Annotated in this window: 15 protein-coding genes; 1 reads left to right on the top strand and 14 read right to left on the bottom strand. The window is 38.3% G+C overall.

The genetic code is table 11. The features are described 5' to 3' along the window. Positions 1-93: 93 nt before the first annotated feature. The 5 genes from D9O48_RS02305 to D9O48_RS02285 all read right to left on the bottom strand — a co-directional run bounded on the left by D9O48_RS02305 (position 94) and on the right by D9O48_RS02285 (position 6,005). Positions 94-1,848, bottom strand: coding sequence for a vWA domain-containing protein (locus tag D9O48_RS02305; RefSeq protein ID WP_126970177.1), 1,755 nt, complete (start codon positions 1,846-1,848; stop codon positions 94-96). Positions 1,849-2,001: 153 nt separating this feature from the next. After that, on the bottom strand, positions 2,002-2,535 hold the full coding sequence (gene hpt / locus D9O48_RS02300) for a hypoxanthine phosphoribosyltransferase (protein WP_126970175.1): 534 nt from the start codon (positions 2,533-2,535) through the stop codon (positions 2,002-2,004). Between the two features lie 4 nt (positions 2,536-2,539). Then, positions 2,540-3,727: a glucosaminidase domain-containing protein gene (locus tag D9O48_RS02295; protein WP_126970173.1), complete on the bottom strand. Its 1,188-nt coding sequence runs from the start codon at positions 3,725-3,727 to the stop codon at positions 2,540-2,542. Positions 3,728-3,732: 5 nt separating this feature from the next. Further along, entirely contained in the window at positions 3,733-4,362 is a 630-nt protein-coding gene (locus D9O48_RS02290) for an O-methyltransferase (protein ID WP_233589178.1), read from the bottom strand. Between the two features lie 122 nt (positions 4,363-4,484). After that, positions 4,485-6,005, bottom strand: a complete 1,521-nt coding sequence (locus D9O48_RS02285; RefSeq protein ID WP_126970169.1) for a sodium:solute symporter — start codon at positions 6,003-6,005, stop codon at positions 4,485-4,487. Between the two features lie 145 nt (positions 6,006-6,150). Here D9O48_RS02285 and D9O48_RS02280 point away from each other — a divergent pair, with 145 nt between their 5' ends. Then, positions 6,151-6,696: an LOG family protein gene (locus D9O48_RS02280; RefSeq protein ID WP_126970167.1), complete on the top strand. Its 546-nt coding sequence runs from the start codon at positions 6,151-6,153 to the stop codon at positions 6,694-6,696. Here the strand turns inward: D9O48_RS02280 and D9O48_RS02275 are convergent. The 9 genes from D9O48_RS02275 to D9O48_RS02235 all read right to left on the bottom strand — a co-directional run bounded on the left by D9O48_RS02275 (position 6,691) and on the right by D9O48_RS02235 (position 24,783). Next, complete coding sequence (locus D9O48_RS02275; protein WP_126970165.1) at positions 6,691-7,245, bottom strand: hypothetical protein; 555 nt, start codon at positions 7,243-7,245, stop codon at positions 6,691-6,693. The two genes, D9O48_RS02280 and D9O48_RS02275, sit on opposite strands and share 6 nt — an antisense overlap. A gap of 330 nt (positions 7,246-7,575) precedes the next feature. Next, positions 7,576-8,976: an FAD-binding oxidoreductase gene (locus tag D9O48_RS02270; RefSeq protein WP_126970163.1), complete on the bottom strand. Its 1,401-nt coding sequence runs from the start codon at positions 8,974-8,976 to the stop codon at positions 7,576-7,578. Between the two features lie 64 nt (positions 8,977-9,040). Further along, positions 9,041-10,612: a hypothetical protein gene (locus D9O48_RS02265; RefSeq protein ID WP_126970161.1), complete on the bottom strand. Its 1,572-nt coding sequence runs from the start codon at positions 10,610-10,612 to the stop codon at positions 9,041-9,043. Between the two features lie 46 nt (positions 10,613-10,658). Further along, positions 10,659-11,816: an acyltransferase family protein gene (locus D9O48_RS02260; RefSeq protein ID WP_126970159.1), complete on the bottom strand. Its 1,158-nt coding sequence runs from the start codon at positions 11,814-11,816 to the stop codon at positions 10,659-10,661. Positions 11,817-11,825: 9 nt separating this feature from the next. Continuing rightward, complete coding sequence (locus D9O48_RS02255) at positions 11,826-12,569, bottom strand: TolC family protein (protein ID WP_126970157.1); 744 nt, start codon at positions 12,567-12,569, stop codon at positions 11,826-11,828. Between the two features lie 9 nt (positions 12,570-12,578). Then, positions 12,579-14,084, bottom strand: coding sequence for an O-antigen ligase family protein (locus tag D9O48_RS02250; protein WP_126970155.1), 1,506 nt, complete (start codon positions 14,082-14,084; stop codon positions 12,579-12,581). A 90-nt stretch (positions 14,085-14,174) separates the two neighbouring features. Beyond that, entirely contained in the window at positions 14,175-15,290 is a 1,116-nt protein-coding gene (locus D9O48_RS02245; RefSeq protein ID WP_126970153.1) for an acyltransferase family protein, read from the bottom strand. Between the two features lies 1 nt (position 15,291). Further along, a complete protein-coding gene (locus tag D9O48_RS02240) occupies positions 15,292-17,508 on the bottom strand; it encodes a GumC family protein (RefSeq protein WP_126970151.1) in 2,217 nt (738 codons plus the stop codon). Positions 17,509-17,601: 93 nt separating this feature from the next. Continuing rightward, positions 17,602-24,783, bottom strand: coding sequence for a fibronectin type III domain-containing protein (locus D9O48_RS02235; protein ID WP_126970149.1), 7,182 nt, complete (start codon positions 24,781-24,783; stop codon positions 17,602-17,604). Between the last annotated feature and the right edge of the window lie 108 nt (positions 24,784-24,891).

Raw genomic sequence — 24,891 nt, 5'->3', positions numbered from 1 at the left:
ATTACTGAAAGAGCTATTCGTTGATTCGAATAGCTCTTTCAATTAAAACTTGAGAATTAATAATTAACAACTACAGTACTCTCAATTATTAATTTATTTATTCCAGTGTTTTCTAAGATCACCTTTATATCTGTTATAAATTTTGCGGGTTTTATCTAGCAGAAACAGATACTCCACTTCCGTTTGATCTTCTTTGTCAATTAAAGGCTCAGCCATTTTGTATATATCGTTCCACTTCATACGCGGTACGTATTTATTCTGTTTCAGTAGTTGAGTGAATATGGTAAGATTGGTTAATAGCTGATACTCTCTGGGAATTTTGTTAAACGCGACTACCTGGTTACTAACCGGGTATTTATTGTATAAAACAGTAGAATCATAAGGAAGCATATATTGAAAATTCACTTCTGCCAATGGCAACTTAGAATCTTTTGTATGATCATCAAGAGTAAGCTCAAAAACAACGAGCGAAGTATGTCCGGGCCCTATTTCACCACCTTCAAAAACAGCTTGTGTATCTTTTAAAATTCTTTCTCTGTTTTCATATCCGATTAAACGGTAATCAGCTACCTGATCTGCATTAAATTCTATCGTTAAAGCTGCATTATCACCAATAGTATATAATGTTTTGGTAAGTTCTTTCACCAATACCTTTTCAGCTTCTTTCAGGTTATCCAGGTAGGCAAAATTTCCATTTCCCATTTTACTGAGGGCATCCAGTTTTGAATCTTTATAATTACCCATGCCTACCCCCAGGCAACTCAGGTAAATGCCCAGATCACGGTGTTCTCCGATCAGTGTTTCGAGTGACTTTTCATTTTTTTGACCAACGTTAAAATCGCCGTCTGTTGCTATAATCACACGATTGTTTCCGCCTTCAATAAACTGGTTCTTTGCTACCTGATAAGCAGTTACAATACCAGACTCACCGGGGGTTGCTCCACCGGGCTCTAATTCGTCAATACGTTTTTTTATTTTATCTTTTTCAATACCACTGGTTGGAGGAATCCACAGACCTACAAAACTTCCGTAAACAACCATAGAGATTGTATCTTTTTCTCTGAGATTATCAATCAGTTGTTTAAATGCAATTTTCAACATTGGTAACCGGTTCGGCATATCCATAGAACCTGATACATCCACCAGAAACACAAGGTTACTGGGTGGAATAGCCGAATCAGGTATTTTACGGGAAGATAAGCTCAACCACAAAAGGTGGTTCTTTTCGTTCCAGGGGCATTCCGTTAACTGATATTCAAAATGAAAATCGTGTCCTTCTTCAGGCGTCCGATAAGCCAGATTGAAATAGTTCAGCACTTCATCCGTTCTGATCGCATCAGGCGGAATCAGCATATTCTTATTCAAAAATCTTCTGATATTACTATACGAGGCTTTGTCGGTATGTAAGGCAACCGATGTGGCAGCATGTGATCGGGCATTTACAAACATGTTTTCAGCTAATGAAGAGTAAGACTCTGAACGTATAATCTGTTCCGTTTTATCTTTGGCTGAATAACCTCTTACCGATGAGATCAATTTAGGAGCAGCACTTAAAGGAGTTCCTATTTTTTGTAATACCAACTGATGGTAATCAGAGTATTCGATTCCAATCTTCAAGCGCTCATATCCGGCTACTTCAATCAGAATCGTATCAGCTTTGAGTGTAGAGTAAAAGCCAAACTTCCCACCCGAACCGGAAGAGTATAATATGGAACTTGATAACAATGTAATCTTAGCATTCGTAATGGGCTGCTGCAAAGAGTTCTTCACCTCTCCCCGAAAATAGTATTGAGCTTCAGCAGAGAAATGAATAAATAATAAGGTTAATATGGAAAGAATGTTCTTCAAGGAATGGTAATCAATAAGTAAAAACAAACAACAGCTTATATCATAGCCAAACCAATTAACGTAATAAATTCAGAAAAAGTATGAATGCCTGTTTAGAAAAAAGCACTATCTCCATTATTTTCACGGAACAGTGCTTCATATGGTTAATTTCATTTATGCAAGTTGATAAATCGCGGGCAGATTCCTTCCCAAGCCGTCATAGTCTAATCCGTATCCAACCACAAACTTATTAGGAATAGAGAATCCAAGGTACTTAATATCGATAGGGAAAACGGTAGCATCCGGTTTATGCAATAAAGAAACAATAGACAAAGAGGCCGGTTGCTGATGTTCTAATTGCGGTAAAAATTCACTCAATGTTTTTCCGGTATCTACAATGTCTTCGATAATAATAACATCTCTACTGAATATATCGGTATCCATACCGATAGCTGTGATCACATTACCTGTAGATTTTGTTCCCTTATAACTGGCAAGTTTTATAAAACAAAGTTCCACATCAATAGTCATACGTTTAAAAAGATCTGCGGCAAACATAAACGAACCATTCAATATTGCCACAAATAAAGGTTTTTTGCCTTTATAATCTTCACTTAGCTGAGCTGCTATAGCTGTAATCCGTTCTTGTAATGTATTCTCGTCAATATAAGGCTTAAAGTACTTATCGTGCACCTGAATTTGAGACATAATCCTATTTTTTTATAATGAGCTTTTGTCCGATAGCCAGTTGATTTGATTTCAAACTGTTCCAATCTTTGAGTTGTTCTACAGTTACGTTATAATCTCTGGCCACACTCGATAATGTTTCACCCTTTTTAATCGTATGGTTCAGTACAGTATTTTCAGGAACAGAAAGAGCTTCCTGTTTCGCGCGTGCTTCTTCTATCAGTAACGGCCGAACCGGTGCTTTGGTTTTAAGGTAGAGCTGCTCTCCTACTGCGGGTATCTGATTATATTGTAAATGGTTGAGCTCTTTTACACTTTCTAACCGAATCGCATTGATTTGGGCGATATCATGTAGAGTTTCACCTTCTTTCACTATATGAAAGTTCCGGTGGCTATGTTTTCTTTTTCTTTGCAGATAGACGAGCTGGTCTGTTTCAAGATGTGCTTCGCGCTCAAAATCATTAAAATCAAGTAAGCGGCGTAAAGGTATTCCGTAGTTTTGAGCTAAAGCTAACAAACTTGTTCCCGCTTCTACATAAATAGCACGGGTTTCGTTTACCTTTTGTTCACCGAAAGCATATGAATTAGAAAAATCAGTTTTAGATTCTTCAATCGTATTATTTTTTGCAACATCAGTTTTACGCGGAGGTTTCACATGATATTCAGCTTTCTTATCGACCGGAGGAATTTTTATATCCGCCATTCCAATATACGTATATTCCTGAAGGTTATACGTCTCAATAAGATTGATCAACAATACCGGATATTTGGGATTGGTAGCATAACCCGCGCTTTTTAAGCCGTTTGCCCACCCTTTATAATCCGAAGGATCCAGTTCAAACAAAAAATGATAACGCGATGAATTTCTTAAAAAGTCAGAATGATCTTTATAAGAAGATTCAGCATTGGCATAACCTCTGAAACATTCATTCTTAGCATCATCATCGTGATAAAACTTTGAACCGTCCCAGTTTGTTTTACACTTAATACCGAAATGATTATTCGATTTTAGTACCAACGGGCTTTTTCCGGCCATTGTTTCATGAATACCCTGCGCAAGTTTTATAGCAGCCGGAACACCCGTTCTGCGCATTTCACTGATCGCTATTTCTTTATACTCATCGATGTATCGTAACACATCAGGATGCAGTTGCTGACTCCATCCCGGTTGAAACCATAAAGTTGCCAGTAATAAGAAGAATGCTTTTTTCATCCCTTTTATTTTTTCCATATCAATAATAGTCCGTCTCTGAGTGTCAATAAAACCTGATCTGTTCTTGGATCTTGTTTTACCCATTCGTTAAAATGGTGAATTGCTTTTGCATTTTTTCCGGTAATAGGATCTTCCAGAACCTGACCATGAAATAAAACATTATCGGCAATGATGACGCCACCGGGAGCCAGTGCGGGTACTACCAGTTCATAGTAGTCTACATAACTCACTTTGTCGGCATCGATAAATACAATATCCCATAACTCATTCAGAGTCGGTATAATTTCTTTCGCATCGCCCAGGTGTATTTTAATTTTATCTCCCTGCGGATGCTCGTTAAAAAATATTTGTGCTGTTTTTGCGTCTTCTTCTCTTAACTCTAAAGTGTGTAATACACCATCTTCTGACAATCCTTCTAATAAACAGAGCGCGCTGTATCCTGTGAAAGTGCCGATCTCAAGAATTCTTTCAGCCTGTTTAATCTTACTGATCCCTGCCAAAAAGCGCCCTTGTTCGTGCCCGCTGATCATATGAGCATGGGCATGATTTTCAAGCGTATGCTGATAAACTTTTTCTAACAGCTCAGACGAGGTTCCGGTAAACTTTGCCGCGTATGACTGTAAAAGTCCTGACATCCATTCCACAAGTTAACTATTTTACCGGCAAAGATACAACGATTTTTTGGCTGCTAAGCACGAATAAAAATCCCCCTGCCACTACCCGGCAGGGGGATAAGTTTATGAATATGATGATTTTTTTAAGCGTTAGCTGGTTTTTTGGAAATCATCCAAAGCCCTAAAAAGGTAATTAACCCATTGTAAATTAAGATTTCATAACCCATTTTAAAGTTCCCGAAGATAGAGTGCGAGATCGCCTTCCAGTTAGCTACTGTAGCCTCCTCCAACCTGAAAACATTCGCATAAAATTGTACATTACTTAAAAAGTCAATGCCCAGAATCAGCATCGGAGCTATTATGCAAACGTAAATAGAGAGTTTGTCTTTGATCTGACGTTTTGTTAAAATACCAAAGGCGAAAAGCCCTAATAATGGTCCATAGGTGAAGCCGGCCACTTTCAAAATAATGTCAATAATAGATTTATTGTCTAACCATTTAAAAAACAGCACTGCCAGAAAAAACACAAAAGCAAACAGGAAGTGAACGGTTAAGCGAACTTTCCGTTGTTTCTTTTCGCTCCATTCAGGTTTTCTTTTAAGTCCGATAATATCAATACAGAAAGAAGAAGTTAAAGCTGTTAAAGCACCATCGGCTGAAGGGAATAGAGCCGATATTAATCCGATAATAAATACAATAGAAATAACCGGTGGTAAATAGTTCAGGGCAATGGTTGGAAACAAGTCGTCACCTTTTACATCAATCGCATGCTGACTGGCGAATATGTATAGAAGACCTCCCAGAATCAGAAATAATAAGTTTACTAAAGCCATTATTACGCTGAAAGTCATCATATTTTTTTGAGAATCTTTCAGGTTTTTTACACTGATATTTTTCTGCATCATTTCCTGATCCAATCCTGTCATGGCTACAGTAATAAAAGCTCCTCCCAGAATATGTTTAAAGATATTTGAACTGGCATTTATATCGAAGTTGAAAACACGTGAAAAGTTTCGCTGATCAAACTCCTGAAAAGCTGTAACAAGTGATAAATCGAGGCTTTTCAGAATATACCAGGTACAAACTGACAAACCAATCAGCATGAAAGAGGTTTGTAAAGTATCGGTAATTACGATGGTTTTTACTCCTCCTTCAAAAGTATACAGTAGTACCATCAGTAACAAAACGAGGGTCGTAACTACGAAAGGAACCCCTAATTGATCCAGAATGAAAATCTGGATAACATTAATTACCAGATACAATCTTCCGGTAGCACCCAACGTTCTAGAAATAATAAAGAAGAGTGCACCTGTTTTATAAGAAGTAACACCAAACCTTGTCAACAAATAATTGTAAATAGAGGTGAGGTTCATTTTATAATAAAGCGGAAGCAATATAAAGGCGATAAGAGCATAACCGATGAGGTAACCGATCACTACCTGGAAATATTCAAAACCGTTGGTTCCGACCAGTCCTGGTACAGAAACAAAGGTTACTCCACTGAGTGAGGTTCCAATCATACCAAATGCTACCAGCATCCAGTTTGAATTTTTGTTTCCGATAAAAAAGGAGTCGTTATTCGAATTTCTGGATGCCCAGAAAGCAACTACTAATAACAAAACGAAATAACCGATTACAAAGGAAAAAAGTAATGTGGGTGACATAAACTGTAGTTAGTATTGATTCTTAAATACCTATGCTTAAATATAATACAGGATTGAAGGTATTAAAAAAAAATTGTCTTTATAGCAATCCAGGCTGTATTATCTTAGTGCAATCTTTAAAGTTTTTAAAGAAAATAAGAAAAATATGAACGCTTTAGAATCAGTAGCGGTTTTCTGCGGATCACGTCCGGGCAAACATCCGATCTATATGGAACATGCGGCAGAACTGGGCAGATTACTGGCTATGTTGAATGTGAAAATGGTTTATGGCGGCGGTAATGTGGGTATCATGGGCGCCGTTGCAGAAGGAGTTTTAAAATATGGCGGTAAAGTGATGGGAGTTATGCCTAAAATTTTAGTAGAGCATGAGCGTCAACATGAAGGACTCACCGAATTAATTGTAGTGGATGATATGCATACACGAAAAAAGCTGATGTATGAGATGAGCGATGCTGTCATCATTCTTCCCGGAGGATTTGGTACAATGGATGAATTGTTTGAAGTAACCACCTGGAATCAGTTAAAGATCCACGACAAAAAAATATATGTTTTAAATACCAGTGGATTTTATGATCATCTGATTGCTCAGATTCACACGATGGAGCATGAAGGCTTTTTGTATACAGCCCTCACACATCAGATGGTTATTTGCAGTACCCCGCAGGAGATTTTTAACAAGTTAAGTTTATAAACCTACTACATATCCGATATTCACAAATGGGCGATTGCTATAAGGTGATCGCGCATTTTGGAGGATATCGTATTGCAACATAATCATAAAACCGCCCCGTCCGCCTGTTGGCAATACGGCTCCTACTCCTCCTATTAAAGAAGGCACTACTTTTCCGTCTAATTTAACGTCTGCACGACTGTCATCATACTTCAGAGTACCCCAGGTATAGTTCATTTCGGGCTGTAACTGAAGAATAATATTTTCGATGGGAAATACCCGGCCAAATACATTTAAGCCGGCAACGCCGTAATTTTCTTTGTATCCACCTCTTTTAAAAGAAGTGTAAATACCATTCACTCCGGCACCGGCAGCAAAAAAGCGGCTAACGCGGTAACCTATTTGCGGAGAAAGATTCAGATGTGTAACATTACTACCAAATGAAAACCCGAAGTTTCCACCCACAAATAGATTTTCTCTTTTGAAGCCTCCCATCCCCCTATCATCGTCCTGAGCCATTAATTGCACTGAAATAAGACTGAGAAAAAAAATCGTGATAATATTTTTCATATATCATTGGTTTTGTTAAAAATAGGTAAAATAGAGCGAAGCGGAAAGTGACTGAATCCATTATTAACAAAAATCTACCATTCAGGAAGTTCGATAAGTTCTTCTTTTTTAGACCATTCAGCTTATATTAATAAAACTTTAACAGCCGGTTTTATGGTTTCGGCAGCATTTTTTCATCCAATAAAAATCGAGGTTATTGTAGTTTATATAAGAAGCCCCTGCTTATAATCACAAGCAGGGGCTTTTTTTATTATATTCAACAATTTACTTTGGCCGCAAACTAAATAATTAATAAACAATCACTTACATTTTCCGACCAGGTTACAATGTTTATAAATCGAATATTTTACCTGCGTTGAGGATATTATTCGGATCGAAAGTTTTTTTAATACCACGCATCAATTCCAGTTGGGTATTGTTAAATACAATGTCGATATAGCTCTTTTGCAGCAAACCGATGCCGTGCTCACCTGAAATGGTACCACCAAGCTTATAAACCAGTCTGAACAATTCTTTGATACCCTCAATTACAGAAGGGTCGTCGTTCGAATTTGCAACTCCTTCTTTTTTGATTCTGATATGCAAATTACCATCACCGGCATGTCCGTAACAAACTACTTTAAAATCATATGTTTTAGCAATTTCTTTTACTCCCCTGATCAATGCAGGCAATTCAGCTCTCGGCACAACGGTATCTTCTTCAATGGTATAACCGTTTACTTTTACTGCTTCAGCTGCACGGCGTCTTAATTTCCAGAGTTCATTTTTTTGCTGGTTATCATCGGCAAAATAGATTTCGCCGATTTCATATTCAGACAGCAAATGCCCGATAGCCTCCATTTCCAGCATCAGTGTATCGAGATGATTTCCATCTACTTCAATAATCAGATGCGCTTCATCATCGTCTGCCACCGGTACGATAGAACTATCTACAAAAGCACTGGTAATTTTCAGTGCATCCACTTCCACCAGTTCAAGTGCTGAGGGTGTAAAGCCTGCTCTGAAAATAGCAGAAACAGCATCTCCTGCTTTTTCTAAAGATTTAAAGGGAACCAGCATGAGTAGATCATATTTTGGCAGTGGAATTAACCGCAATACGATTTTGGTAACGATACCGAGTGTTCCTTCAGAGCCTACTATCAGTTGAGTTAAATTATAACCGGTAGCATTCTTTAATACATTGGCACCCGTCCATATAATTTCACCATTGGGTAAAACCACTTCGAGATTCAACACATAATCTTTCACCACGCCATATTTTACGGCTTTGGGGCCACCGGAGTTTTCTGAAATATTACCTCCAATGAAACAGGATCCTTTAGAGCTGGGATCGGGAGGATAAAAAAGTCCTTTTTCTTTTACTGCATCCTGCAATACTTCAGTAATTACACCGGGTTCGGTGACCACTTGTAAATTTCGTTCGTCAATCTGCAGTATTTTATTCAACCGGCTGGTGGCTATTACCACTCCACCCAATTGAGGCAAAGCGCCACCGCTTAAACCGGTACCTCCTCCTCTCGGAGTAACAGGGATGTGATGTTCGTTACAAATTTTAAAAATCTCACTGATTTCGAGTGCAGAAGAAGGCCTTAAAACAATATCGGGAAGATATAAAAGGTGTTCAGTCTGATCTTTTCCGAATTCATTCAACACTTCAGGGTCTACTGAAATGTATTCGTCTCCTACAATTGTGCGAAATTGATCAATAATTTCAGCTGTTAATCGCTCCATTTTTTGCATGATAGATTCTAGTTAAACACTAAGAGTATTCTGTCGGTGCAAGCAACATTCAGAATCACGGAGTTTTTAGAAGTAATACTCTGGGTTTTGCTTCGTTGATAATGGTCCATTGAGACTGATACTGCAAAAGTAAGGAATCTAAGTAATGGGTAGATTGAACGAGGCCATAATTATTCTTTTCAGGAAATACTAACAATTGTTTACCCGTTGATATTGCCTGTTGAATAGCGGCATCTACAGTAATATGGCTTACACTATCCTGAGGAGATACGATAATGTCAGCCGGTGTAAAATAATCGATGAAGTCTTTCAATATCCAGCCATCCTGAAACACAGCCAGGGTGTTTTCAGTTAAATGCCGGTCTAATTGTTTTACCTGAACATAATATAAGTCATTATTAAGATCGCGCATATACTTCATGCTTCCCCACCAGTTGATAGAGAACAAAGTAATTACCAATGCATATACTAAGTAAGTGTGTATTTTTTTCTTAAAGAAGCCGTAAAGGTGTGCGCTTCCTAATAAGATAATCCAGATAGTGATGGTTTGAAAAATCCAGAATTCCAGAATCTCCGGCATCCAGAAACAGAAGAATATGGAGTAACAAACTGTAGCAATAAGGAAAGGATAGATCACTTCTCTTCTGGCAATATTTATTTTCTTAAAATTTTTAACCAGCTGAACATTCAGGTATACGAACAGGAAGGCGAAAAATATGCATAAGGCAGATAGAATAACAGCGATGGATGAAGGCATATTTCTTACCAGGTACATTTCGTCGGCCAGAGAGTGTCCTGTATAATCTTTTAAAAGATCCTGCACCGGTTGTAACTGAAATACAAAATGTCCTCCGATATAAGCATGTGTGAATCCGGTAAATACTTTTACCAACATTTCGAGGCCCGGTGTTTGCCAGTAGAAGTCAGAGTTCGTATAACCGCTTAACCATTTCCACATATCCTCTGTGGTATGATTACCTTCAACAAAGTACCCGATAGATAAATAGACGGTACCAACAAGAATGGTTCCTATACCTGCGTAAACAAAAAATGTTTTTAAAGATTTTTGTTGTACGAGTTTCCATAACACAACGATAGCGAAAATAATATGAACCTGATGGTAAAGAATCGCCAGTGAATGAAAGAGGGCAATCCATACAATATCTTTCCTGATATTATTATTACTCAGAAAGTACAGTGTACATAATAAGAAAAAGATAGGTGGGGCATAAACTTCTACATTCGTGCTATACAACCACATTCCATAAGTAAAGACAATTACCAGAAGGAAAACGATATTATGTAAAAGAGAAACCTGAAAACGGTCTCTAAAAATCCTGTACAGTATCCAAACGTTTAATGCACCGAAAAAAGCTGTAAAAGATTCTACAAGGTAAAAAGATTCAACACCTGAAAATATTTTACTCCACCACAAATACCACACATGTGCGGAGGCATGATACAACAAGTGATGTTGATGAAATAAATCTCTCCCGTTAACAATTCCGTTCAAGTAATTAATAGCATCGTGGGGCCCTGAAAAGTTAGCCACGAGTGTTTGGAGGAACAAAGCAAACGCCACCAAAAACACCATAAAATCACCTAAATATTTGCTTATTCTCTGCATCCTTCAAAGTAAGTTTACCCTATTCTAATTGATAATTTATAACCTTTTATTTGACAATAAAGGCGAATCTATCTTTAAACTTCAAGAACCATTTTTCAAACAAGTGATAAGATAGTAAACTTATAACAATCGATAAAATCAAACCAATGATTGCTGAGCCAATTGCTACTAAAATGTTACCCTCGAACCATCCAAGCTTAACTACGATTTTAACGGTAATATACATGGCTAAAAGATGAAGACAATAAAGCCCATAAGTATATACACCTAACTTCGAAACGATCTTGAATTTTGACATTTTAAAAGGTGAGTGTAGTGCGTAGTTTTGCTCAGCTATAATTAAGCCGAAACAAACGCCAATCACCAGTCGTTCAAAAACAATCGGCCAACCGTAAGAGAAAATGATTCCTTTAAATAAACAAACACTGATTGTAAAGAGGTATAAAAATAAGATAGCTGCTTTGGGCAGATGTGTAATCCATTGTTTGAATTTCGATTCATAGGAACAGAACCAGGCGATCAATCCACCTAAAGCCATATCACCGATTAAAGAGAGTGTATGAAAATATCTAACGGCATGATCACTATCGGTACCGGCCGTATAGAACGACCTGAATAACAATGAGCCACCCATTATTAACAGAAACAGGTATTTGAAATATTTGGTAGGCACGAATTTCAATATAACAGGCCATAACAGATAAAATTGTTCTTCTACAGCCACAGACCATAAAACCGACAATAAAATTGCTGATGGTTTTTCAGGCCAGGTTTGCATATAATCAAAATTAGCAAGAAAAAATACATATGACAATGGCCCTGCTGATTCAGTACTGGTTTCTCCGGTATATTGTTTAATGAGTGGAAAAACAATAAATCCTATTGCTAAGCACAGGTAATAAAGTGGCCAGATACGCAGAATCCTTCTTACATAAAATTTTCCAACATGGATGGTACCGTTTAATTCTTTTTCTTTAATCAACAGATAAGTGATCAGGAAACCACTTAATACAAAGAAAAAATTAACGCCTAATGTTCCATACTGAAACAAAAAGGATTGCACCTTAAATGCAGTAGGTTCGTTATTCTCCAGATAAGTGAAAAAAGATAAGTAACAATGGTGTAGATACACCACAAAGAATGAGAAAAATCTCAATCCGTCGAGGTTAGGGAAAAATATCTTTACTTTTTCTTGCGAGGCCATGCGTTATAATTATAATCTTCTAAGTATGTTATCTAACTCTGATCCAACGAGTTCTTCCAGTTCTATTTTCGCCACATTATAGTTTCTGTTCAATTCAGCATAACGCATTCTTAACTCGAAGTATCCTGACTCTGCCTGTTTAAATTCTTCGCTTGAGATTCTTTCAAGCTTAAATTCATTTTCAGCAAAGGTATAATCGCTTAACTCTACCTGTAAGATACGGGCCTGAATTTCCAGTTTTTCTTTATGCATTAATAAGTCTTCAAAGCGGATGAGGATTTCTTTTTTAATTTCTCTTTCTTTTACTTCTTTTTCTCTTTCGGCAATGGTTAAAGCTTCTTTTTTGATTTTTACATCATTTGCTTTCCCGGTAAACATATCCAACGGAATACGTAAGCTGAAGTTGTAACGCGGAAAGAAGAGACTATTGTTGGTAGCTAATCCTGTTACAGGGTCAACAGCTCCTGTTCCGGAACCTTTCAGTGTATACTCATTCAAGTTACCGGTAGCTTCGAACATACCTAACCATGCTCCTTTCGCTTTAGCAACATCCCATTTAGCTGATCTGATTTTTGCTAAAGAAATTTCGTAGTTAGGATTTTTCAACGCCATCGCTACCAATAATTTCTTCGCATCTTCTTTTGTAATGGAGTCAAGCGCATTCACGCCTTCCTGCTGCGTTCTTCCTGTTGGGTCCTGAGCTTTTACTGTTACAAAAGAGAATAAAGCTAAAATCAATACAATTGGTTTCATCTTGAATGATTATGAATGATTTAATTTTTTCGTATTACTGCTGTCAAACTCATGCAATCGCATAAATATTGCGAGTGCTGCGAGATAAAATAAGATTCCCGGGTACTGTCCGATTGCCAACTGTGAATACTGGGCAACGAAGAGTGTAAAAATGGTCACCAGATAGGCGGTATAGATCGTTTTTATATCATCATCGTACACCCGGTAGAAGTGTTTAATACCGACTCGCATAATGAGGTAATAAAAGATCAACATAATGGCCAGACCTATAAATCCTTGTTCCATCATTGTTTGCATATAAGCACTATCCGGTGGAATCATCGATAGGAAGTGTCCGGGGTTATACATTTTCCCTACAATCCCGGCCGTATTTACTCCTCCTCCAATCGGGTGCGAATATACATAGGGTTGAACAATTGCCCTATTAATATCTCTTACTTTAGCCGACGGGTCTTTTGAACCTTCAAAAGTTGACCGCAGCCTGTTAATAACCATGTTATTATAAATGGGCGCAAACAATAAAAACAATAACATAAAACCGAATACGCCAGAAAATATGAGGGTTCTTTTTTCGTATAAGGTTAAAACGCAATAGAATACAGCGCCGGCAACAATCATTAAGGTGGCGGTTCTGGTACCGGTATAACTGGTGGCCAGAAAATGTATTATCATCAGGATACCGTATACGATCTGTTTCATTCTGTCTTTAGACCTTAACATCATCACCAGTAACAAAACGGTACCCATCGCATAGAGAATGCCTGCAGAAGCCGGATCAGACAGTAGTCCGAAACGTCTCATAAACCCACCGTTAACATAGAGGTTATATCTTTTTTCATCACTGATCAGCCATACATATTCAAAATTAAAAAAGCCCAGCCATTGTTGTTTACAGGCATAGAGCGCATTCACCGTTGAATAAATAATCCAGAATTTATTAAACCTGAAAATAGCTTCTTTCTTATTAAAGAAAAGGTAGGATAAATAAAAGAACGCCACAAAACTCACCTGCTTACGAAAGAAGTTAAACCATCCCAGCTTATTAAACATGTTTGGATTAAAAAGCTGAAATGCATAATATCCCAGTTGCAACAACATCCAGATGGTAAGCATATTCGTCCAGAACTTACTATTATTATCAGCTCTGTATGCCTGGTGTGTTACAATTCCGATAAGTGCCAGGTACGACAAATATTCGGGAATCATTCCGGTAGGAATCTGACCCGCCGCATTACTCAACCTTCCCGGTAACATCAAAAACAAGGATACGAGAAAAGGGAAATAGAATCCGAAAGTGGGAGATTTAATACAACCCACGCAAACCAGAATTCCGATTACCCCCGCCAGCAGCCCTACTCCGGCAAAGGAGCTGACCAATACGGTAAGATAAGAGATACCGATACAAACCAGCAGTAACATCAGGATGGCACTGGGCGTCATCAGTTTTTTCTCTATCGTATGGTAACGAAGATTCTGAACAATTTTATTTTCAATATTTTGTACGAATTGCTTCATCGATCAATTTAAAAAAACATAAACTTAAAGAACATCGCAGCACAAAATGCCAGGGCAAATAAAGTACTGATAATCTCAAAATTTTTTAAGTTAGGTTTTTGTTCCATTATTCACTTTTTTACGTCTCAACGGATCTTTTTTTAACGAAAACAGCCACCACATACCCATTTTAGCAGCAAAGTTGTAGGCAATCATCGGAATCACAATTCCCAGTGTAATACAAATCAACATCAATGGTATTACCTCTTCATAGCCTAACACTTTTACAAAAAACACTCTGGTTCCGGCAGCAATCATCAGGTGCATCACGTAGATATACAAAGAGTGATATCCTACAACTCTTAAAAATCTCAGGATATTTTTACGCTCTAAAAAAAACGATAACGCAATTATAAATAAACAACCTACTAAAGCGATTACCAGATACAAAAATGAATTTTTATGATGTACATAGTAATCATCACCGGTTGAAAAACTTTGATAAACAAATACAGCCTGTGCAGCTACAAACAAGGGCAAAAGCAATAAAATCGTTTTCCCTTTACCTATATTCTGCACTGTTTTTTCTGCAAAAATAAATTTGCTGAAATAATCACCTACTGCAAAAAATATATAATAAAACAATACGTCAATCAAGAATCCTATATTCCACCCATAGTGGTATACAATAGCTGCCGCCGCATATAAAACCAGTCCTATAATCAACTGTGTTTTATTGGATACTTTACAGTAATAATGTACCAAAGCATATAAGCAGCCTACCGAAAACAAAGCGTTTAAATACCAGAACTGCTCAATTCTACGCGGTTCGATTAGTAAATTCAGATAATCGATCGGTTCTCTCTGTACATTAACGCTGCCGGCAAATACTAATTGTAGTGTTACCTGAATTCCGCCCCATACCAATAAAGGATACAAAATGGTTTGCACACGGTTATTGATGTATTCGCCTAATCCTTTCCGCAAAAAACTGGCAGCAAAAAAAAGTCCTGACACCACAAAAAACAAAGGCATTCTGAAACTAAACAGTGCTGCATTCAACACCCGTAATAACAAAAAACTATCAGTTCCTTCGCCTACAATTTCTAACGCTTCATACACATGCCTGTATACTACTAATATGATACAGATACCCCTGGCATAATCGATCCAAGGGTATCTACTTTCTTTTAATATAACATCCTTGTTGAATAAAAAATTGAGCATCTTATAAACTCATATTTAGTGTGTCAACCTGATTTAACACAGCTCCTAAATATTTTCCTTTCTGATCTGACAAAAACTGATATGATTCTTTATCCTCTAATGCTGCGGAAGACTTTGCAGAAACAACGTTAACGATACCGTCAACATATAAGGAAATTTCTTTTGAATCTGCATAGTAATTCAACGCAGATGCTTCAATTAATATATAATCGTATTGATCTTTTAATGAATTCAGGTTCTTTAATAAACTATTCTGAGGTAATAATTCTAAAGGCGTTGCATCGGCAGATCTTGTACCAACTATACTTACTCCTTTAATGGTAGTAGGTTGGATATAAGTCCACAATCTGTCATTAGTAGCAATCTTCGAAAGATCAATCTGATCTAAATTCGGTTTTGCATCATATATCTGAGTAAGTTCATTATTCGACAGATTAGCATCAATCATAAGCACTTTTTTACCTGCCAATGCCAGTATAGAAGCCAGACTTTGCGTAACAAAAGTTTTACCTTCCTTTGCTCTTGAACTGGTGATTAGTATTGACTGAGCATTCTTTTTATCGATTTCATACCTGATTTTTCTCAGGTTCTCGATATAAATATTACCAACTCTCCCCTCTTTATTACTTACACTTTCCTGAATAAACTCGTTAATATTGCCCCCGTGCAGGTCTACTTTATTTAATACACCCAACTGTGGTAACTTACTATTACGTCTGAAAATAGAGGGTGTTTTATAAGAAGAATCTATGATTTCTACTCCTAAAACTGCAAAAGTTGAGAAGAAAAACCCGAGGAACCCACAAAGTCCCATCAAAATTACTTTTTTAGAAGGTTCAGGTTTGTAAGCCGGTATGCCTAAAATGGTAGGTTTGAAGTTATTGATAGGGTTTACATCAAGGCCTAAAGAAGCGTGCATTCTTTTCCTCAGCATTTCATATTCATCGGTAGCCAGGTTCAGTTCTGCTTCTTTTGCTTTCAGCACTACTTCATCGCCACCACCTGAAGAGGTAAGGCGCTCATAGCCGCCACGTTGTCTTTCATAATCTTTAATCAGGTCATTAGATGCTCTGATAGAGTTTTCGAGAGAAATTCTCTTGGCCTCGAGGTCATCTATCTGAATCGCAGTACGTTCAGCCTGCCGATCTCTTACACCGGGATTCACCGTATTTCTCTTTAGCGTTTCAATTCTTTCAAGATTCGCCTGAATCTGCTTATCAATGTCTTTTATCTCTTTTTCAGTTTTTCCGATTTTTTTAACTTCGAGGTCTCCGTTCTCATTTTGCAATAAGCGGATACTTTGGTTATTATTACTCGGACTACCGGATCCACCGGCTCTTGCATTTAACGTACTCAACTGCGCTTCTACAGTTCTGAGGTCGGCCTTATACTGGTTTAAAGTTTTTTGTTCCGCCTGAATGTTTACAGTAAGATCCTGCACCATCACCATAGCTCCGGAAGCTCTGTCATTGATATTTGGTGTTCCGATTCTTTCTCTGAAATCTTTTAGTTTTCCATTTAAACTATCCACTACCAGTTTTTGAGTCTGAATCAGAGAATCTAATTTCTGTGCAGACTCGAGATCTCTCGTTCCGTAAAGATTATTAAAGAAACGGATAAATTGTTCTCCGATAGTATTTACAACATATGCTGAAAGCTCCGGATTTTCAGAGCTGAAAAATATGTTAATAAAGTCTGATCTGTCAACACGTTCAAAACGTAATCCGGTATATAAATCTTCACCTCTGTAAGCATAAAGTGTCAACAGGTCAAACACTTTTTTCTCTTCGGGATCATACGGATTCAGCAGATTCATGTCGAAAATTTTCGACTTCAGAATCTGTTTAGCTTTCTCTATATTAACAGCTGTATATTCCGGGCTATTTTTTTTGTCTTCGGTTAAGGCTCTGAACGGCTTAACATTATCGATATCATGCAAAAGCAGGCTATATGACAACATTGCCATTACCTTAGGAGATCTGAAAGTTTCGATTACGTTTGCAAAACGCATATCGATCTCATAGATATTAAAGGTAGCTTCTTCTGAGATTTTCACTTTTTGTTCCATCGTAAAACCGGTGGAATACTGAGCCAGTGAAACATATTTTTTAGGGAGAAAAAAGGTAAAAGCAAATCCCGCAACCAAGGCTACTGTTGTGAAAAAAAAGATCATCCATTTTTTCCTTAGCAGCACCTGTAGCAAATAGTTAAGATCCATTAGGATAGAGTTTTGTGTTTCAGAGTAAAGTTATAATAAAAATCCGGGACCCTAGAGTAGGCTCCCGGATTTTAAGTAAGCCTTATGAATGTTTTAATTTGATTTCATTACTTTTTTAGTGCTTTCTACTTTTCCGTTTACAACAACAGTTACCAAATAATATCCCTGAACTAATCTGGAATTTCCTAAATTCAAGGTAATCAATTGTTTACCTGCAGGTCTATTATTCATTTGCTGTGTGTGTACCAAACTTCCGTTCATGTTATACACGTTCACCACAACATTTTGGTTCGCTTTTAATGAAGTAAACTGGATATTCAGTTGATCTTTGAACGGATTCGGATAGATTTCAGCATTTCCGATCTGAATTTCTGCCAGTTCTTTCACTTCTACCACGCTCGCTTTTAACTCAGGCTCAACCACGGTAGCTATTCTTAAAGGACCCTGGTCAGGATTTTCCGAAACGCCGATGATATCATAAGATTCAATAATCAATCCTCCATTAAACGCCCATTGTGCTTCATCAATTGTAGAGAACTCCATTAAAACTTCTCCGTCTGAATTTGGCAAAATGTTCTCGATAAATACCACTTTACGGTCATTTAACCATGAGTTCAGCAATACTGTAACACCGTTTACGGTATAAGTTCCGGTATAGTTTCCGGAGAACCAGCCATCGGTACTCATCGAACCAAAGAAACCGATACGGTATTTTTTAGCCTGGTTTAATCCGGTCAGTTTAACCTGAGATTTTTGATTTTTATCAATCCAGTAGTTTGATCTCAGCGCATTATCCGGAACAACTCCGCTATTATTACCGGTGCTCATACCGAAGTTATTATCACCGTTCATTGGTGTTAAGAACTCAACAGATACACCGCTCGGAAGACCGCTTTGATTCACCAGACCCGATTTAGTAAATGCTTCGGTCGGGTTAGATTCCAAATTGTTCCATGGGCTCGCTACATTTAACTCAGCGATGTTAAAGTTTACAAATACCTGAGATAATGAAGTATTAGCGAATGCTACGTTACTCCACTCAGAGTTTTCTCCCCCTACAACAGTTCTCACTCTTGCCCATACACGTTTATTGATCGGTAAGCCGGTGGCTTTGTAGCTAACCGTATTAGCCGGTAAAGTCTGGCTGGTCAGGATAGTACTGAAGTTTGCATCAGAAGCTACCTGTAACTGGAAGGCTGTTTCATTATGATTTCTGTCGCTCCAGGTAATGTTTGCAGCGTCTCTTCCTACAGCTTCCACATGTAAATTGTTTGGTGCTAATGTGATCGCATTATCCAGTTCTTCAATCTGGATGGCGTTAATTACAGTATAAGGTGCACCATATAATTTTAAGATATCTATCGTGATGGCTCCGCCGGTCGGTACTAATCTGTTCAGGTTCGCTGTGTAATAAGAGTTATAACTTCCGTCTAACGTATCAGCTACAGAACCAACACTGAATCTCATTGCAGAACGAACACCATCAGATCTGCTGGCCATAATTACGATGTTGTAAACCTTATTATTATTGAGGTTATTAAATCTGATCTGACGGGCAGCTTCATCATTATCCCACCATCCGTAGTTCAATACCGCATCAGGATAAGTTCCTGAATTATCACCGGTTATCTGACCGTTCATTACCAGTCCTGCCCATTTATTAACAAGCGTTACGCTGTAACTGGTGTTAGCTCCATTTTCGTCCAACAGGTTACTTAATGTATTACCCTGTCCTCCATATCCTAACAAATTATTCCATGGAGCCGGGGCTGCATAACCGGTTGGTGCGAAGTTCACATAAACTGATCGTGTGTTTTTATCAGCAACAGACACAGTAACCATGGTAGTCGTTCTTCCGCCTTTATCATCCAGTACAACTACTTCGAACGTATGTTTACCCACGTTAGAGGCTGTTGGATTTGCATTGATGCGGTAGCTGGTAGCTGATAATTTGGTTAACGTAATGAATGCCGGTGCATCCTGTAAAGAAACAGTAATTACATCACCCGGATCATCTCCTACTGTAAAGTTTGCAGTTGCTGAGCTTTCTGCTTTCACGCTGAAACCTGCAACAGAAGTAACGGTAGGATTATTATTTAATGTTTGAACTAAAACCGTATCACTCGAAATACCTAAACCATGGTTGTTCATACCTTTTACATAATAATAGTAATTAGTGAAAGGAGCCAGGTTTTCGTCATTATATCCGGTACTGTCTCTGTTAGATGCACCAGGATTTAATAATGTATAAGGACCGGTTTTAGCGGTAGCGCGATAAACATTGTAAGCATCTTCATTGTAAGCCTGATCAACCCATGTTAATCTTACACCTTTATCTCTTTGAGTTGCAGTGAGGTTCAATGGTTTCAAAGGAGTGGTACCATCATCCTGATTAGATTCGATAACCATTGCGTTTAAGTTACCACCTACTGCTGTGTTTGCATCACCAATCATTGTTACAACGATACTTCCTGATGCATTCGGAGTAACCTTCACTAAAGTATCAGTCATATTCAGGTTATTGAACATTCTTACCTGAGCAATCTGATCACCTGCTTTGAAAGTGGTTACACTATTATTATTTAAAGAACAATAGTTACAGTTTGTACCTGCATAGAAAATGAGGTTGTATTTTTTACCGGCAGACAATCCGCTGATGGTAACTTCAATCGTATCTGCGCTATTGCTTCCGCCATTGAAGTAACCCCAGTTAATCATATCATAACGAACGTTTGCAGGGTAAACACCGGAACCGGTATTCATTCCGCTACCGCCACTACTGATAGTACCTTTTGTAAGTTGAACTCTTACATTGGTTACTTCATTTTTATGATTTCTAAGATTGCTTTGGTTGATCGTATTGTTAGAAACGTTTACAGTATTCCAGCCAGACTCCTGCGGGCCCCATGCCACGAAGTTCAGTTTATAACTTTCGTTAGGATCCACATCGGTTACATTCACCATAAAATCGAGGTAATTAATGGCTCCGTATTCATCTTCAACAGATAATTTAATCTGATGAGAACCGGCCGCATCAAAACCAGGAACCAGTTGAATATTACCGCTACCATTGGTAGAGTCGGTCGTTAACGTAGCCCAGGTAGGTAATTTCACCGGACGGATAATTAATAATCCTGTATTCTCTTCATCCACTACCTGAATAGGAATATTCAACAACTGACCTTCAGTCATGTTAGTAGTAGTAACCTGATTAAATACAGGTACATTATTATCATTAATCACTAAGGTGAAATAAGTCGTATCCTTTGCACCCAGTGCATCACTTACAATAACATAAGATTCGTAATAACCGATATCCCATATTTCAGCATTTACTACCAGATTAGCAACACCGTTACTTACCGGTTCGATCGTTACGAAATAAGGAAGGTTAATAGCAGAGAAAGTCAGTACGTCTCCGTCAGGATCTGTTGCTTCTACTTTAATATTATGGCTGTTACCATATTTTACGGTTGCATCTTCTATTTTAGAAATTACCGGTTTGGTATTCGGAGTAGTCGCATCTGCTTCATTTGAGAAACCAGAATTCTGAATATCTCCTTTTGCCAGTATTTTATAATAGTATCTGGAATTTGCAAACAGCTCGGTATCTGTGAAAGTTACATTACCTGAAGCGTTGGCTGGTACGGTGTGTACCAATCTGAAAGTTTGATTGTTAGATACAGATCTCCAGATTTCAAAACCAGTTTCGTTAGTACTGTTATCATTCCAGGCTAACTGAATCGAGTTACTGTTTACTACAGTAGCCGTTAAATTAGCAGGGGCTGCAGGAGGAGCAGGAGCAACATCCGTTTTTGTATTAGAAGGAACAAATTCATTGTTCATTACTTTTACTATTTCACTGGCGCTTAACGCACCATTGAGAATGTAAATTTCATCCATTAAACCTGCATAAAAATCAGTACTTGCTGACGCCTGGTTGAAGGCATTGTCACCAGCAGCGGTGCCGGAGTAACCGAATCTTGAGTTATTTCCGGCATTAGCTGCGATTCGAACAAAACTCAGGTTATTATTGGAAGCGACTAATACGCCGTTTAAGAAAATCTGAAGTGAGCTGGTATTATAAACAACAGCTACGTGGTTCCATCCGTTGGCAATCCAATGACCACCGGTTTGGAAATTATTCGCTGCTGCTGTGAATCTTACACCCGCTGAAGCAATACCTGCTTCTAAAGCATTATTGGTATTATTGAAGCGCAATGCTATACCATTTGTGCTGTTACCAATATCAAAAAGTACTTTTCTGTTAGCAATAGTAGTAGGTTTAATCCACATTGCCACTGTTCTTTGCGAATAACCACCGATGTTCGGGTATTGATTAGCTGAAGAACCGTTAATTGTGAAGTAATGTGAAGTACCATTCATCTGAACACCGAAAGTACCATACTTTTTATCTGTTTTATTCCAATATTGAGTAAGTGTACCATTCTGTGTAAGATTGGTATTGGTACCACCTGTTGTATTCCAGGCATTCACCAAAGTACTGTCTAAGGAATAATAAATACCGGTGTAAGCAGAAGTATAAGCAGACTCTCCGCTTAAACCGATGCTTCTCACTTTATAGAAATAAGTCGTATTAGGTGTTAAAGTGCTATCACTGTAACTGAATCCGTTTACTGAAGCTACCTGCTCATACACACCGTTTTCAGTAGTAGATCTTACTACTTCATACCCGGTTGCAGAACCTGAGTTTTCCCATGTAAGTTCTACTGTTTTATAATCAACTTTAGTAGCTTGTAAAGCTGTTGGTGCAGCGGGTAATAATGACGGATTTACACCTATTGCCAGTAAATTCGATTGAGGAATAGTTTGTTTCGATAAACCTGCGTTATTCTGCCATGAAAGACTAAATGACTGTCCTCCGGTTGCCTGAAAATATCCTGCGGCGATAGGGTGTAGGCCTACTGCCAGTTGAACAGTTGCAGTACGACACTGGTTTCCATGCGCTCCATCATTGTTAATAGTGGAAGTTCCATGCGTATAACCCGATCCTATCCATAAACGAGAACCATCATCAGAGCATATTTCAAAAGTATAATTTGCTGCTACATCAACTTTCAGCAATCCTTCCCAAAGGAATGCGTAATTATTTTCAACCAGACGTGCTGCAATATCCGGAGTAGGTGCAATGCCTGTTTTAAGAGGTGTTAACAATGAAAAATCAGGTAAGTTACTCCATGAACCTTCGTAGTATTTGTAATTCAAACCATTCTGGTCATAACTAGTACTTGCTGTTACCTGGTTTGACGGATTCGAGATATTACCCGCTTTATCACGGGCTTTTACAACAATTGTATAAAGACTCTCTTCTTCCAGATCAGGAATACTGAAATTAGTAGCAGTTGTTGTAAATGATTTCTGATTGTTGATAAAAATATCATAACGGTCAACACCAGCGTCATCGGTAGAAGCATTCCATGCAATTGTTGCAAAGTTTTTACCGCTGCTTACTAATCTGAGATTAGTCGGCGCAGTCGGAGGAGTTACGTCAGCAGCTGTTATTACAGATGCTTCGTTAGAATTGGCTGCTGCACCTGAACGGCCTACAGCTCTTACCACATAATAATATTGTGTATTGGTGGTTAAACCTGCATCTAAATAAGATACAACATCCGGGGCTGTGATATGTATTAAGGAATATGGGCCACCGGCATTGGTTGCACGGTAAATTTCAAATCCTGTTTCATTTTCACCTGCATTCGGATTTTCGTTCCAGTCAAGTTGAACACTGGTCAGAGAACTGGCCATTGCAACTAATGTTTTGGCCGGATCGGGTTTGATAGCACCGCTTGCCGATACAACTTCAAACACAGGCGAAAACAACGTTCCGCAACCATACTGCTCTACCACCCGTGCTTTATATTTTCCTACAGAAGCGTTATAAGTTCTACCGCTTCCGATCAATTGATTATTTTCTGCATTATACCATTCGTAAGCATAGAAACCTTCAGGTAAAGTTAGTGTAACTGAATTTTTACCATCAATCCCTGGTAATACATGCGATTGAACACCTTGTACCTGAATGTTAGGGGTTTGCGTAACCGCTTTCTGACGAATAACAGCCGGTCTCGGGCTCCATGCACTCCAGTCACTGGTAGCTGTACGTCTGAAACGAACTTTATAAACACCATAGCTTTTAACGGTAATTTCATTTCCACCTGCACCAAACGAAACAATGCTGGAACCGTCTAAAATAGTATTCGACCCACTTTGACGACGGGCAATGACCACTCCGTCTTTTTCCCACTCATACGCTGCAAATCCTGCTGTAATGCCCAGTTTTGCAGAGATAACATCTTCCGGACACCATTCGTCTCTTTGAAAAAACACCAGCGGGTTAGCTTTATGCCCTCTGTTCATAAAAGGAACAAAATCAGGTTCATTCCAGTGGTTATTCCACATAGAGTGTCCTAATGTTGGATATAAAATATATTTAATGTCAGCTCCTAAGTTTTTCAAAGCATTGTAAACAGACTCTGAAAATGCAGGTGTCGGATTGTTGTCAGTACCCCCACTTGCGAAATAAACAGGAACGTGAACATAATCTGAATAGTTAGTCTGGCCGGTAGCAGCTGCTGATGGAGCAACTGCCGCTACTCTTGCAGGAAATGCTGCGGCCATTGACCACGCGGCACCACCACCATTCGATAAACCTGTTACGATCAAACGGTCAACGTCTGCACGTACATATTTTCCTAAACTGTCTACCAAACGAATTAGTCCGGCATAATAACCTGAAGCCGGAGCCACTCCCCAGTTACCACTACAGTTAGTACTGAAGTTAACTACCTGAGGATATAATAAGAATCCGTCGAAACGGTCATTATCTACATGGTCTCTGAATAATCTGCCACCATGCAATAATTGTTTTTCATTATTATAAACACCACCATTGGTATTACAAGCCGCTTCTCCCGTACCGTGGAAAAACATCATCACAGGATATTTTTTTCCTGCACTGTCGGGGTTGTTATAACTTTTCGGGTATTTAAGACGGAAAGGCATTTGTACTCCGTTAATGTTCATGTAGTATGCCTTGTACGACTGAGTAGAGTAAGAGTTAGAGATACTACTCATAGAGTCAGCCACCCATTTTTGTAATCCGTTAATATTCGGATCGGGCTTTTGAGCAGTACCTACAGATGCATTCGCATTATAGCGAACCAAAGGATCATTCGGGTTAAATACGTTTTGGGCATTAACTACCAAATTCACCAACAGACTAATTGTGGTAAGAAGTAAAATTCGTTTCATAAACAAATTTATTGTCAATGGATAAGTGTGTCCAACCGGACGTTAAGCGGTCTTAAAGAGGATATAATCAGCTATTAGCTGAGTTAATTGAATTTGTGGTTTCTGCAC

This window comes from Gynurincola endophyticus, assembly GCF_003991195.1.
Classification (GTDB): domain Bacteria; phylum Bacteroidota; class Bacteroidia; order Chitinophagales; family Chitinophagaceae; genus Gynurincola; species Gynurincola endophyticus.
This window is presented reverse-complemented; position numbering and strand designations above follow the sequence as displayed.